This is a genomic window from Paenibacillus allorhizosphaerae (assembly GCF_042659105.1).
Classification (GTDB): domain Bacteria; phylum Bacillota; class Bacilli; order Paenibacillales; family NBRC-103111; genus Paenibacillus_G; species Paenibacillus_G allorhizosphaerae.
Map to the genome: position 1 here is coordinate 24,260 of NZ_JBHSRV010000014.1, position 13,949 is coordinate 38,208.

The window sequence follows — 13,949 nt, forward strand, 5'->3', positions numbered from 1 at the left end:
ACAAACTCAGCGAAATTCGACGATGACGTGGCTGAGGGAGCCGTATTGATAGCTTTGGTGGATTAGCGCGGCGTCTTTCGATGCTGCTCCGCTGCCCATCGCGATAAAGACCGGTAAAAAATGCTCGTAGTCGGGTGTAGCTTGTGCTCCATAAGGAGCCAGACGCTTGTAATCGAACAAAGCTTTCGTATCCCAAGCTTTTATGCACGCGATGAGCCAGTCGTCGAATTCCTTGGCCCACGCGTCCTCCTGATTTTCGGCATGAAAGTTCATATAGCGGAAATTGTGGATCGTAGAGCCGCTGCCGATCACGACGATGTTGCGTTCCTTGAGCGCCGCAAGCGCTTCGCCAATCGCATATTGCTTTTCCGGCGGGAGAGCGGGGTTGACCGAGAGATTGATCACCGGAATGTCCGCCTCCGGGAACATGTGCTTCAGAATGACCCATGCCCCATGATCAAGACCGCGGGTTTGGCTGACACCGGCCTCTATACCGTGCGATTGAAACAGCTCCAATATTTGTTTGGCCACCGGAACGGAACCTTTGGCCGGATAAACCACCTCGAACAGCTCCTGCGGAAAACCTCCGAAATCGTAAATCGTCTCCAGCGTTCCCTCCGTATACGTTACGGTTTGCCGGGGACTTACCCAATGCGCGGAAAACACGACCACCGCTTCCGGCTTGCCGAGCTTTTCTCCCAGCCGGCGCAGCTCCTGCGTGTAAACATTATCTTGAATAGCCAGCATCGGACTGCCGTGAGCGATAAAAAAAGACGATCCCATAACGTTGCCTCCTTCGTGTATATCGATAGTATAAGCAATATTATCAAACTTTAAAAAAGTAAGTTGCTATAAATTATAATTGAAGTTGGGGCCGAAGTCAAAGCATGATTGCAAGGCTGTCATTGTCTTGTAATACAGTCGCCTGACATGATTGCAAGGCAGGACTGCAAAACGTATCGTCATATGGCTTCCTTGCTGAGCTGCCGCACATCTAACGCAAACACACGCGGCGGGCGAGCCAGGAAGCGCGTCCCGGAATGCGCGGCGAAAAAGCCCGCCTCCCTGCGCCGGGAAGCGGGCTTGCTCATGGATTGTTTACTTGCCTTTCGCGTCAAACGAGCTTTTGAGCGATACGATGCGGTTGAAGACGAGCTTCTCCGCCGTCGTTTGCTTCGGGTCGACGTTGAAATAGCCATGGCGGAAAAACTGGAATTTATCTTGCCCTTTGGCTTCGGACATGTTGCTTTCCACGAAGCCTTGCAGCGTTTCGAGCGAATTCGGGTTAATGTTGTCCAGGAACGATAGGCCTTCCGCCATATCTTCATCCAGGATGAGCGCCTCGTACAGGCGGAATTCCGCCGGACGCGCTTGCATTGCCTCGACCCAGTGAATGGTCCCTTTCACTTTCCGGCCGGTAAAGCCGCTGCCGCTTTTCGTCTCCGGATCATACGTGCAGCGCAGCTCCGTCACGTTGCCGTCCGCGTCTTTTACGACTTCCTCGCATTTGATGAAATAAGCATTCTTCAGCCGCACTTCATTGCCGGGGAACAGGCGGAAGTAGCCTTTGACCGGCTCTTCCATGAAGTCGTCCCGCTCGATATAGATTTCCCGCGAGAACGGAATTTGCCGGTGGCCCATCGACTCGTTCTCCGGATTGTTCTCGGCGTCGAGCAGCTCCGTTTGCCCTTCCGGGTAGTTGGTGATGACCACCTTCAGCGGGTTCAGCACCGCCATCGTCCGCAGCGCCTTCAGCTTCAAGTCTTCACGAATGAAATGCTCCAGCATTTTTTCTTCGACAATACTGTTGTTCGTCTTCACAACGCCGGTTTCGCGAATGAAATCGCGGATCGCTTCCGGCGTATAGCCTTTGCGCCGCAAGCCGGAGATAGTCGGCATCCGCGGGTCGTCCCAGCCGTCCACGACTTTCTCCTCCACGAGCTGCTTCAACAGCCGTTTGCTCATCACCGTATTCGTGAGGTTCAGCCGGCCGAATTCGTATTGGTGCGGCACGCATTCCATTTCGCATTCTTCAATGACCCAATCGTACAGCGGGCGATGGTCGGCAAACTCCATCGTACAGATCGAATGGGTCACGCCCTCGATCGCATCCTCGAGCGGATGAGCGAAATCGTACATCGGGTAAATGCACCATTTGTCGCCGGTGTTATGGTGATGGGCGTGCGCAATCCGGTAAATGACCGGATCGCGCATATTGATGTTCGGCGACGCCATATCGATTTTGGCCCGAAGCACCTTCTCGCCGTCCTTGAATTCGCCCGCGCGCATCCGCTCGAACAGATCGAAGTTTTCTTCCACGCTCCGATCCCGGTATGGACTGTTTTGACCCGGCTGCGTCAAGGTGCCGCGTGTCTCACGGATTTGTTCCGCCGTCAGGTCGCATACGAAAGCTTTTCCTTTTTTTATCAAAACAACCGCCCGGTCATACATTTCCCCGAAATAATCGGAAGCGAAAAACAGCTTGTCCCATTCGAAGCCAAGCCACTGAACGTCCTCTTTAATCGATTTTACATACTCCGTATCTTCCTTGAGCGGGTTCGTATCGTCGAAGCGCAAATGCGTTCGCCCTTTGAACTCGTCGGCCAGCTCGAAGTTAAGGCAGATCGATTTGGCATGACCGATATGGAGGTAGCCGTTCGGCTCCGGGGGGAAGCGCGTAACGACCTCCTGCGTTTTGCCCGTCTTCAGATCTTCCGCAATGATTGTTTTAATATAATTCGTGGATGATGCAGGTGCCGGCTTCGTCGTTTCCATCATATCAACCTTTCTCACGGGCAAGCTCTCGGCTTTCCAAAATTTATATAGTAACTATAATACACCAAATCAAGCGCATTTATAATAGCTTTCCGCCGTTCCCGGGGCGATTGATCGCCATAGAAGGATCACGGCGGCAAGACGTAACGCCATAATTTTTTTAAGTCTAATCTTATCAAATTCATGCATGCAAGAAAAGCTTTTCGGAATCGCTTTAAGTACGAGTTCGTGCGGGACGACTCTCTGCTCCACACGTTCGCCATAAATCGGCATAAGCTGTGAAAGGATGCGTGAAGGGAGGGATAGTCTATGAAAAAGGACAAACGTGCGCCGTCGGATCGATTCGTACCCGTCCGGGTGCTGCAGCGCGTGGCGGCTCGAATGATCCCGTTCTACCGCCGTATCGCCTCGAATCGGAAGTATGCGGCGGCATGGACGGTCGGCGTCCGGCGCGCCAACCTTACGAAGCTGCTGCGATTGCTGCAGGAAGCGGGGATCGTCGTGCCCAGCCCTGGCGTTGGATCGTTCAGTACGAACGGCATCGGGTATTTCGTCGATTTCTCCGCACCTGCTCCAATCGGAATATATACGAACGGCACTTCGCTTCGCCCGGGAACGACGCAATTTTATTTTAACACGCGCGTACATCGGATGATCGCCCGCGCCGTTTTGCCGTTGTATCGGAAAATGGCGTTCGACCGCGTCTTTGCCGCGCGGATCGTCCGCTTGATTCGCACGAACAATACGGCAATGCTGAACCGGGTCGTACGCAACCTCGTGACGACGTCCGCGCTTCGTTCCGTTACGATCTCAAGCTCCGGGTTTAAAATTGGATTCAAATATGCGGCAAGCCCGTTCGTATTTTACAACCAGTTTTTTAGAGAGATTTCAGGCTAAGCTGCGTGGCGAAAACAAAGACCCTTGCGGGGCCAAGGCAAGAAGCCTCTATCCCGCAAGGGTCAAATGATTCGATTCGCATTTATATAATCGACGACGGCTGTTCCTCTTCATACAACTGCAGCAATTCTTCCGCGCGCTCCAGATCTTTGGAATGGACCTGCAGCTTCTTCCGCTCGACTCGGTTCCAATCCGCCGCAGCGGCAGGTTGAACCGCGCCGAGACTTGCGTCGCTGTCCGATTTTAATCGGCATTTGACCTGATTCGACTGAAGGTAAGCGTATTTCGCTTCGAGCTCGCGCGCGTCTTCGCCGGATCTGGCGAGGACGGTTCTCCAATTCGCATTGCGCCGATACATCCAATAAACGACGGCCACAACGACCAACAAGAGCAGTAAGCCTTCCATGGATAACACCGCCTTTTTTAAAAATGTGTGTTGCCGGAAGTCCCTTATTGGGTAATAGAGAGCAGGAACGCTGTCTTATGGACTCATTACCCGCCTGCTGCCGCGTTGAATCAGGATATCCGATAACGGACGATGTTGTAAGCGCTCCGCCCTGAAAAGGGATCGATGCTTACGAACCGTATATGGCATTCCTGCTTCATTACGAAAGGATCAGAGGAGTGGTGAAGATGAATCAAGACACGAATCGTCCTGTACGGCCTGAACAGGAAAAAGAAAGGGACATGACGACAAGGTGGCCGTTTGAGAGCGAGATGCCGCTGCCGCCGCGGGATGGTTATCGTCCGCAGCCTTACGCGCCGCTGCCGGCCGAAACGGAGCCGCGCCGCGGCAAGCCATGGCACAGCCAAGGGTGGCTGTGGCTGATCGTTGCGGTCATCGCTATCGGAGTGATGGGTGCCGGACTGCTTATGTTGGCGGGAGAAATCGGAGGAATCCGCTCCGCGATTCATGAGCAGACGGATGTGATACGCGAGCAGAACGGACTGCTGAACGATTTGAGCGCCGGGTTGGATCGACTGACCGCGGCGGTTAGCAGGGTCGCTGAGGCGGTACGGGATGCGGTGAGCCACTGGCTCGCTTCCATGTGATAATCGAATCGAATCGTTGAGAACGGCAGCCGGATTGCGTCCCGGCTGCCGTTTACTTTTCCTTGCTGTGCTCTTGCGGCGCAGACTCTCCCGAAGGGGCGCTACATAAACGCTCCTTTACGCGCCTCTTGCGATACAGCATCTTCGAGGCTTCGGCCACATCCTGCAGCGTGCTGCGATTGATGACGGCGCCGAATACCATGCCGGCAATCGGGACGAGCTGAAACAGCTTCTTCCAGCCGAAGTTGTCCCGGTACGCATTGACGACTTCCCGCCAGCCCTGCAGCTGGGAGACGACTTCCTTGTGACGGAGCTCGTTGTCGAAGTCGGCAAGCTCGACCAGGATCGCTTTCTTTCCGACGATATCGGAGGAAGCGAACTGCAGGCATTTGACCGTGAATATGCGTTCGCGCTTCTGGTTCGGGTCATACCCATAGATTAGCGCCATCTCCTGGATGACCTTCAGCGACAGGCCGAGGACCGCGGGAATATCGACCGCGAGCGTAAAGAGGCCGCCGATTCCGGTTGTCGCGCCCTGCGCGGCTGCCAGATTGGAGCGATGCTGGGCAAGCGCATCGGCCGTCCGGTCCATCACAGACAGCGGGAGGGTCGGCACTTCCTCCAATGCTAGAAGGCGAGTCCCGGCGTATGGTCCGGCGCCGTTCAACTGCTCCTCCAGGCGGTGCAGCACGCTTTTTTCCGACAGCAAATATTGGCCTCCCGTTTGCACGTAGCTTCCGACCTCATCGAGCGCCTGGCCGATTTTTTCCTGCACGAACCTCGGCGTCAACCGGTCCAGCAGCATGAACGGCAGTCTGCCGAGCTTTTCCCAGAACCACAAGTCTTTCTGGCTTGCTTCCCACGCTTCGATTTCATGGAGCGCTCGCTGCAGCTCCTCCCGGGTCTCCGTGGCGACCGGGTCATGGTTCGTTGGCTCAGACATGGCGTTTCCTCTCCTTTTGAACATATCATACGAAGCAGGCGAAGGAAGGATGCGTTCGCAGGCCGGTCGTTTGGGGCTGATGGATTCAGCGGTTTGTCAAACTTTAACGGCAATCGTTATACTATTTGTAAAAAGAATCGCCGTTATAAGGGGTGGCTTATGATCCGAATCGGATTGGCCGGCTGGGGAGACCATGACGATCTGTACGAGAAAGGACTCCCCGCCCGCGACAAGTTAAAAGTATACAGCCGTTACTTCTCCATCGTCGAAGTCGACAGCTCGTTCTATGCGATTCAAGCGGCCGCCCAGTTCGAGCGTTGGGTGAGCGACACACCGGCCCAGTTCGGCTTTATCGTCAAAGCATACCAAGGGATAACCGGGCATTTGCGAGGGAAAAACCCGTTCGAGAGCACAGAGGCGATGTTCGCTGCGTTTCGCGAATCGATCGTCCCGGTACGGGAAGCGGGCAAGCTGAAGGCGGTTTTGTTCCAGTACCCGCCCTGGTTCGATTGTACACGGGAGAACGTGGCGCTGATTCGCGAGGCGAAGGAACTGATGGGGGATGTGCCCGTTGCCCTGGAGTTCCGCCATCAGAGCTGGTTTGCCGGGGAGATGCGGGACAAGACGCTTGCGTTCATGCGCAAGGAAGGGTGGATTCACAGCGTCTGCGACGAGCCGCAGGCGGGCATCGGGTCGGTGCCGACGGTGCTCGAGACGACCGATTCCAACGTTACGATGGTCCGCATGCACGGCCGCAACGCGTCCGGCTGGAATCAAGGCGGCGGACCGAACTGGCGCGAGGTACGGTATTTGTACCGCTACAGCGCGGAGGAACTGCTGGAGTGGAAGCGGAATGCAGAGAAACTGCTGGAGAGCACGCGGGAAGTTTGCATCGTATTCAACAATAACTCCGGCGGGGATGCGGCCGCGAACGCGACCGAGCTGATGAAGCAGCTCGGCATGCCGACGCAGGCGTTTGCACCGAAGCAGCTCGACTTGTTTGAGTAGCGATCGGCCTGCGAATCAAGGAGCGGGCCCTTTCGAGAAGGTGTAAAAAATTGGATGACTGGTCTCGTACCTCCGCTCCCGTCAAACGGCCATGCGCCGCCGAACATTGTAGAGACAAACATCTCATTCGGGAGGCGGCATCATGGCAAGAAAGTCACTGCTCTATTCGGCGCTCGGGCTTGTTGTATTTGCGGGAGGGCTCGGCTCGGGCATATCCCTCGCTTCAGGCAAATTGCAGCAGGTGACGACCGATCTGGCGCCATTTCAATGGAAGGCGGGAGGCAAACAATTTTCCTCGGCAGACGGTTACCACGACGGGACGGAACAGCTTCCCGGCAGCATGAATTATAAAGGAACGACCTACATTCCCGTTCGGCTCGTAGCGGAGACGCTCGGATACGAGGTCGGTTGGGATGACGCAACGAAAACGGCTACGATTCTCGATCCGGCTCGCAGCGACGACCCTGCGTCGGATATGCCGACTCCCTCGAAAATCGATTACTCGCCCGGCGCAGCCGAAATGAAGACATCCGCCGTTATGCTGGCGAAGGCGGATCAAAGTGCACCGGTGCTCGAGACGCTGGCCGCCGGTACGAAGCTGAACGTCACGTCGGAAGCGAGCCGGGACTGGCTTGCCGTTACCGTGAACGGACGCAGCGGCTATATCGCCGCTGCGGCGACGGACTACCGGTTCAAGGCGGATCGTCCGGCTTGGGAGCGCAAGGCGGACGATGCCATAGCCACCGGGCTGAAGTATTTGGGTACACCCTACGAGTTCGGCGCTTCTTCGAAGCAAACCGACACGTTCGACTGCTCGTCGTTTACAAGGTACATATTTGCACAGAACGGAGTTACGCTCCCGCGTGATTCGCGGCAGCAAAGCCAGACCGGCCTAGAGGTAAAAGTCGCGGATGTACGCAAGGGCGACCTGCTGTTCTTTACGACGCCGCAGCGCAAAAATGAAAAGGGGCTGCAGCGTATCGGGCACGTCGCCGTTTATTTGGGCGATAACAAGGTGCTGCATACGTTTCGCGTCGGGATCGGCGTGACGGTCACCGAGCTCGATGCCAACTGGAAGGGGCGCATCGTTTCCGCCAAACGCGTCATCTCTTCTTAATGATGGATTCGTAATGCCGGCATTACCGGAGCGTTCGACAGGGTCTTTCATCCGACAGCCGCATAAAAAGGTTCGCTTTTTCCCACATTAACAGCGACCCTGTATGTGGAAAGGAGGACTTATGATGCCTCGGTATGAGTATGATTCCAGCCTTCAATCGCAAAATCCGATTTCCCAGGCGCAAAACTCGGTGGAAACCGCCCATAACGCCGTAACGCAAGCGCAAACCCACCCTTCGAGCCAGCTGATCGAGCAGGCGAATACGGCGGTGGAACGCGCGGAACGGGCGATCGATCAAGCCGGCTCCAGCGAGAATGAGGAGGCGGTGCATCAAGCGGCGGAAGCGCTGGAAGAAGACAAGGCGGCCCTGCAAGGACTTACTCCTTCGGACGAACAATAGCTCCACCACGAAAGAGACCGGCGCATCGACGACATGCTGCGGGTCTCTTTTTATATAGTGATGGAAAAACATGATCTCCCCTATCATGGAAGCGTGTGCCTAGCGCATCTCTGTATGATACAATGGGATTATATGGATTATAGGGGACGAAGCGTTTCAAGAACGAGGAGGTTGGATGTGTGGTGCGGAAGCTGGAGCTTGTCTGGGATGGGAAGGCCGAGTTAGGCGAGGGACCGGCCTGGGATCATCGAAGTGCCCAATTGGTATGGGTCGATATATTGGGAAAACGGGTGCATTGGTACGATCCGGCGCGGGGGACCAACCGGACGATCCAGCTTGCTCAGCGTGTCGGCGCAGCCGTACCGAGAGTGCGAGGGGGGCTCGTGCTTGCGCTGGAGAACGGGTTTCATACGCTCGACCTGGAGACGCAGCGGCTCACGAAGCTGATCGACCCGGAAAGCGGCAAGCCGGGCAATCGGTTTAACGACGGCAAATGCGATGAAGCCGGTCGTTTTTGGGCCGGTACGATGCATATGGAGGAGAATTCGCCTTCAGGCGCGCTCTACTGTCTGGAGCCGGACGGCACGCTGCGCATGGCGGCGGACGGGATTACAACGTCGAACGGACTCGCCTGGAGCCCGGACGGACGTACGATGTATTATATCGACTCGCCGACCCGCCGGGTCACGGCTTACGATTACTCGCCCGAGACCGGAGCAATCGACCGTCCTAGGACGGTCGTTACGATACCCGAAGGGGAGGGCTTGCCGGACGGGATGACCGTCGATGAGGAAGGCATGATCTGGATTGCTCAGTGGGACGGTTGGCAAGTATCGAGATGGGACCCGGCGTCCGGCGTCAAAATCGACTCGATTCGCGTCCCTGCGGCACGCGCTACGTCCTGCACTTTCGGCGGCTCGAATTACGATGAGCTGTATATCACAACGGCCCGAACCGGCCTGAGTGAGCAGGAACTGGCGGAGCAGCCGCATGCAGGCGGATTGTTCCGAGTAAAGCCGGGCGTGAAAGGAAGGCCGACTTGCTTTTATGGGGGATAACGTTGAACTTCAGCAGTTGATCGACGAAATCGAACGGAACCTGCTCGGCAAGCTGCTGGTGGTAAGCGAGGACCCTCACGAGCCCGTCGTTGTGAAAAAGATACCTAAACCGTGGCGTTTGATCGGCGCAGGCAATTATGCGGCCGTCCTGGCTCATGCGGAATACCCGGATCGCGTCGTGAAAGTATACGCGCCGGGGCGCCCCGGCCTCGAAGAAGAGGCGGAAGTATATAGGCGGCTTGGCCGGCATCCGGCCTATTCCGAATGCCTGCATTACGGCCTACGGTATTTGGTGCTCCGCCGGCTGAGCGGTATTACGCTGTACGACTGTATCCGCCGGGGAATTCCGATTCCGCGTCAAGTGATCGAGGATATCGACGACGCGCTCGCGTATGCCGCCTCGAAAGGGTTGAACCCGCACGATGTGCACGGCAAAAATGTCATGTTGAAGGATGGGCGTGGCATCGTTGTTGACGTCTCCGATTTCCTGAAGCCGGATCGCTGTACGATGTGGGACGACTTGAAGAAAGCATACCGGCTGCTCTACATCCCGCCGCTGCGCCGCTTGCCCGTGCCGGATTTCATGCTCAATGCGATTCGCAAAGGCTATCGTTTCTTCAAGAAAAGATAGGACGGCCCGGACACCGAAACCGAATTCCCGCTTGCTGCGTAATGTACCGCAGAACCAAGACTGAATACCAATATTTCGGGAGGCGTTGATTCGTGTCGTTCTTTAAAAAAGTGCTTGCCAGCGTTGGCGTAGGATCCGCCAAGGTGGATACGCAGCTGGAATCCGGACAGATAGCGGTAGGCGAAGAGCTGCGCGGCGTGGTGCACATTCAAGGCGGGCAATTGGAGCAGCAGATCGACAGCATTTATTTATACATCAAAACAAGCTACGTCAAGGAAGAAAACGACCGCAAAGTGACGGTCGTGGCCGATGTGGCCAAATTCCGGATAACCGACGAATTTCTGCTCGCCGCGGGGGAACGGACGGAGATTCCGTTTGCCTTCACGGTACCTGAGTATACGCCGGTCTCGCTGCGGAATAGTGCGGTTTGGCTTGAGACCGGCCTTGATATTAAGATGGCCGTCGACCCGACGGACAGGGATTATGTCGATATCCTTCCGCATCCCCACATGCAAGTCATACTCGACGCCCTGGATGAGCTCGGTTTCCGGTTGCGGGAAGTGACGAATGATTACGCGCCTCGTATCGGCGGAAAGCTGCCCTTCATCCAAGAATTCGAATTCGTACCGACGACGCATTTTCGCGGCGCGCTTGACGAGCTTGAAGTCGTCTTTTTTTTGAGGGGCGACGAGCTGGAGCTGTATTTGCAAATTGACCGCAGAGCACGCGGAATTCGCGGCTTGTTCTCTGAAGCGGCCGGCATGGACGAAAGCTTCGTCCGGGTGGCGATTCCGGGGGATGAACTTCGGCGCGGCCCCTCTGTTGTGGCAAGGAACCTGAAACAATTGATTTCCAACTATAGCTAAAATCGCTTCCAAACAAGCCCGTGTTCGCTAAAGGGCTTGTTTTTCATTTTACCAGCGGCAGGAATCAAATGGCATATGATCGAAATAACATAAGATGCGACCGAGATGCGACAACATAATTACCTTAATAGGAGAGTTTTCGCTATGCCCCAGAAGCAAGTGAACGTACTGATCGTTGATGATCGGCCGGAAAATTTGCTCGCGATGTCTTCCACCCTGCAGTCGCCGGAATACCGGATCGTGACAGCCGGATCGGGGGAAGAAGCGCTCCGCTGCGTTCTTCAGGAGGAGTTTGCGCTCATTCTGATGGATGTGCAGATGCCGGGTTTGAACGGTTTTGAGACGGTCCAAATGATCAAATCCAGGGAACGGTCCCGGCAAATTCCCGTTATCTTCGTCACGGCGCTAAGCCATGCCCCGGAACATATTTTGCGCGGTTACGAAGCCGGCGCGATCGATTTTATATTTAAGCCGCTGCAGCCAGCAGCGCTGCAACATAAAGTGGAGCAATTCGTGAAGATGTATTTGGATCGTATGCAGCTTGAGGAGCAGAAGGAGCTGATCAGCCAGCGCACGGAGGAACTGGAGAAGGCGCACCGGCAGCTGCTGCTGACGACGCAGGAGCTGCGCCGGGCGGAAGCGATGGCCCGCGTGATCGGAGAAACCGCCGTCAATTCGTTCCTGACTGTGGATCATCGAGGCTCCATACTTGCGGCCAATCCTGCGGTAGAGCGGATGTTCGGATTTAAGCCGGAAGAGCTGAGCGGGCTGCCCGTATGGCGGCTGCTTCCCGATACGGAGCCGCTGTTCGGCAAAGGAACGGCCGGCATCGACGAATCGGACATTGGCGTTACGACCGAGAAGGCGGCCGTGCGCCGGGATCTCAGCATCTTTCCCGCCGAGCTGCAGATCGGCGTCGCTTGTATCGGAGAGCAGTCGATCTACGTTTGCGCCGTACACGATATTACGGAGCGCAAGCTGCAGTACATGCGGCTGGAGCGCGCGGTAGAGAAGCGGACGCAAGAACTGCGCGAAGCAAATATGCAGCTGAGCCGGGAGATGCTGGAACGATCCCGCATTTCCGAAGAGCTGCAAACCTCTTACGATCGGATTAACTGCATAGTCGAGAGCATTACGGATGCATTTTACGCCCTCGATTTCGAATGGAACGTACTTTACATGAACGGGTCGGGGGAAAAGCGGCTCGGCGTATCGCTGAAAGAAGCGCTCGGGAAGTCGATGCTCCATTTTATTCCGCTGGAGAAAGAATACTGTTATGCCTTGATCAGCAAAGCGATTCGGGAGCAAACATCGGTGCAGGAAGAATTTTATTCGCTCGTTACGAACAGCTGGATCGAGGCCAGAGTGTTTCCTTGGCCGCAAGGGGTAACGCTCTATATACAGGACACGACCGAACGCCGGCAAATGGAGAAACGGATGCGCGATTCCCAGGAGCGGTTCTATAAAATATTCAAAGCAAGCCCGAGCCTGATGGCCATCCAATCGCTCGCCGATCAGTCGTACCTCGATGCCAACGAAAGCTGGCTTCGCCACAGCGGCTATTCGTTCAAACAACTGCTGAGCGGCAAAGCCGATTTGAAAATTACGGTAGAGCCGTCGGAGCATGGGCTGCATCTGGTGCCGTACGGCTTCGGGGACGCCGTTACGGATGTGAAAATATCGTACGTGACCTGCTCGGGGGAAGTGCGCACCGGCCTGATGTCCACAGAAATTATCGAATCCCCAGAGGATCCTTGCGTACTTACAGTCATTACCGACATTACCGATCGGGTTGAATTGGAGCGGGAAATCGCCCGATTGGACCGGCTTCATATGATCGGCGAGATGGCCGCAGGCATTGCGCATGAAATCCGCAACCCGATGACGACCGTCAGAGGTTTTCTGCAGCTCATGCGAACGAACAAGAGCACGCCGCCGGAGGAGATTATCGATGTCATGGTCGAGGAGCTGAACCGGGCCAACGGCATCATAACCGAATTTTTGGCGCTAGCCAAAAACAAGACGACCGATCGGAAACGAAATCATTTGAATGAGATCATCGAAGCGATCCATCCGCTGATTCAGGCGGAAGCGATTTTGTCCGGCAAGTCGCTCAAGCTCGATTTGAAGCCTTGCCCGGAGCTGGAGCTGGATGAGAAAGAAATTCGGCAAATGATCTTGAATTTGGCTTTGAACGGGCTGGAAGCAATGGAGGCCGGAGGCAGTCTCGGCATCGCGACTTCCTGGGACGGAACGGAGGTCGTGCTTGAGATTAGCGATGAAGGTGCGGGAATGGAGCCGGAAGTGCAGGACAAGCTCGGCACCCCATTCTTCACGACGAAAGAACAGGGGACCGGGCTCGGGCTTGCCGTCTGCTTCAGCATCGCCTCCCGCCATCAAGCGAGGCTGACATGGCAGACCGGGCCGGAGGGAACCGTCTTTAATGTTCGTTTCTCCGCCGGGAAGTGAGCACGGTTACCTAAGCGATAAGCGGCGGGGCACCCGTTCGTGAAGCAGCATCGCGCAGCCTGCGTAGTGAGATTGATTGTGCGGGGCTCAGCCGTTTACCGCTTTTTCTCGACAAATTGTTCCACGTGGAAAAACACGATTCGTTTCACGTTTTGTCTGCTATTGTCGCAACGAGCAAATTTCTATTTTGCACACATGAAGACTTCCGTTTTTGCAAAAGATAGGTAATGGTCCGGAAGAACGAGGAGGATGAATCCATGTCTAAGAGCATAACGGAAGTGCTGAACACCCAAATCGCCAACTGGAGCCTGCTGTTCATCAAGCTCCACAACTATCATTGGTACGTGAAGGGGCAGCAGTTTTTCACGCTGCATGCGAAGTTCGAAGAGCTCTATAATGAAGCGGCACTGCATGTGGACGAGCTTGCGGAGCGGTTGCTCGCGCTGAAGGGCAATCCGGTGGCGACGATGAGCGAGGTGCTGGAAAAGACGACCTTGCACGAAGCGTCCGGCAGCGAGAACGCCGAGCAAATGGTGCGCGCTATCGCGAACGATTTCGGAACGATCATCGGCGAGCTGAAGGAAGGCATGGCGGTTGCGGAAGAAGCAGGCGACGAAACGACCGGCGATATGCTGCTTGCGATCCACAGCAGTCTGGAGAAGCACGTGTGGATGCTGGAGTCGTTTTTGGGCAAATAACAAGAAAGCACGGCGGCAGGAGTTGTTCTGTCGC

At 55.6% G+C, this 13,949-nt stretch carries 14 protein-coding genes; 10 read left to right on the plus strand and 4 right to left on the minus strand.

Translation table 11 applies throughout. The annotated features are described in order from the left end of the window. Positions 1-6 precede the first annotated feature (6 nt). Both ACFQI7_RS30705 and ACFQI7_RS30710 read right to left on the minus strand, forming a co-directional pair. Positions 7-783: a DODA-type extradiol aromatic ring-opening family dioxygenase gene (locus ACFQI7_RS30705; RefSeq protein ID WP_218101653.1), complete on the minus strand. Its 777-nt coding sequence runs from the start codon at positions 781-783 to the stop codon at positions 7-9. Positions 784-1,098: 315 nt separating this feature from the next. After that, on the minus strand, positions 1,099-2,775 hold the full coding sequence (locus tag ACFQI7_RS30710; protein WP_218101685.1) for a glutamine--tRNA ligase/YqeY domain fusion protein: 1,677 nt from the start codon (positions 2,773-2,775) through the stop codon (positions 1,099-1,101). Positions 2,776-3,084: 309 nt separating this feature from the next. Here ACFQI7_RS30710 and ACFQI7_RS30715 point away from each other — a divergent pair, with 309 nt between their 5' ends. Beyond that, positions 3,085-3,672, plus strand: coding sequence for a hypothetical protein (locus ACFQI7_RS30715; RefSeq protein ID WP_218101652.1), 588 nt, complete (start codon positions 3,085-3,087; stop codon positions 3,670-3,672). Positions 3,673-3,754: 82 nt separating this feature from the next. On the opposite strand, the gene ACFQI7_RS30720 is transcribed toward ACFQI7_RS30715, so the two are convergent. Beyond that, positions 3,755-4,078, minus strand: coding sequence for a hypothetical protein (locus ACFQI7_RS30720; RefSeq protein WP_218101651.1), 324 nt, complete (start codon positions 4,076-4,078; stop codon positions 3,755-3,757). 227 nt (positions 4,079-4,305) lie between these two features. Here ACFQI7_RS30720 and ACFQI7_RS30725 point away from each other — a divergent pair, with 227 nt between their 5' ends. Beyond that, positions 4,306-4,725: a hypothetical protein gene (locus ACFQI7_RS30725; RefSeq protein ID WP_218101650.1), complete on the plus strand. Its 420-nt coding sequence runs from the start codon at positions 4,306-4,308 to the stop codon at positions 4,723-4,725. Positions 4,726-4,777: 52 nt separating this feature from the next. On the opposite strand, the gene ACFQI7_RS30730 is transcribed toward ACFQI7_RS30725, so the two are convergent. Further along, positions 4,778-5,668: an EcsC family protein gene (locus tag ACFQI7_RS30730; RefSeq protein WP_218101649.1), complete on the minus strand. Its 891-nt coding sequence runs from the start codon at positions 5,666-5,668 to the stop codon at positions 4,778-4,780. Positions 5,669-5,827: 159 nt separating this feature from the next. On the opposite strand from ACFQI7_RS30730, the gene ACFQI7_RS30735 reads away from it, so the two are divergent. From ACFQI7_RS30735 to ACFQI7_RS30770, 8 genes are all read left to right on the plus strand, one after another. Next, positions 5,828-6,676: a DUF72 domain-containing protein gene (locus ACFQI7_RS30735; RefSeq protein WP_218101648.1), complete on the plus strand. Its 849-nt coding sequence runs from the start codon at positions 5,828-5,830 to the stop codon at positions 6,674-6,676. 142 nt (positions 6,677-6,818) lie between these two features. Next, entirely contained in the window at positions 6,819-7,793 is a 975-nt protein-coding gene (locus ACFQI7_RS30740; RefSeq protein ID WP_218101647.1) for a C40 family peptidase, read from the plus strand. 124 nt (positions 7,794-7,917) lie between these two features. Then, positions 7,918-8,193, plus strand: a complete 276-nt coding sequence (locus tag ACFQI7_RS30745) for a hypothetical protein (RefSeq protein WP_218101684.1) — start codon at positions 7,918-7,920, stop codon at positions 8,191-8,193. 179 nt (positions 8,194-8,372) lie between these two features. Then, positions 8,373-9,251 (plus strand): SMP-30/gluconolactonase/LRE family protein, encoded by an 879-nt coding sequence (locus tag ACFQI7_RS30750; protein WP_218101646.1) that lies wholly within the window; start codon positions 8,373-8,375, stop codon positions 9,249-9,251. Further along, positions 9,241-9,882, plus strand: coding sequence for a serine/threonine protein kinase (locus ACFQI7_RS30755; protein WP_218101645.1), 642 nt, complete (start codon positions 9,241-9,243; stop codon positions 9,880-9,882). The genes ACFQI7_RS30750 and ACFQI7_RS30755 overlap by 11 nt, the downstream gene beginning before the upstream one ends. Before the next feature lie 92 nt (positions 9,883-9,974). Continuing rightward, a complete protein-coding gene (locus ACFQI7_RS30760) occupies positions 9,975-10,748 on the plus strand; it encodes a sporulation protein (RefSeq protein WP_218101644.1) in 774 nt (257 codons plus the stop codon). A 144-nt stretch (positions 10,749-10,892) separates the two neighbouring features. After that, positions 10,893-13,217 carry a PAS domain S-box protein gene (locus ACFQI7_RS30765; RefSeq protein WP_218101643.1) on the plus strand — a complete coding sequence of 775 codons (2,325 nt, stop codon included), beginning with the start codon at positions 10,893-10,895 and terminating at the stop codon, positions 13,215-13,217. A 257-nt stretch (positions 13,218-13,474) separates the two neighbouring features. Next, positions 13,475-13,915 (plus strand): Dps family protein, encoded by a 441-nt coding sequence (locus ACFQI7_RS30770; RefSeq protein ID WP_218101642.1) that lies wholly within the window; start codon positions 13,475-13,477, stop codon positions 13,913-13,915. Positions 13,916-13,949 lie beyond the last annotated feature (34 nt).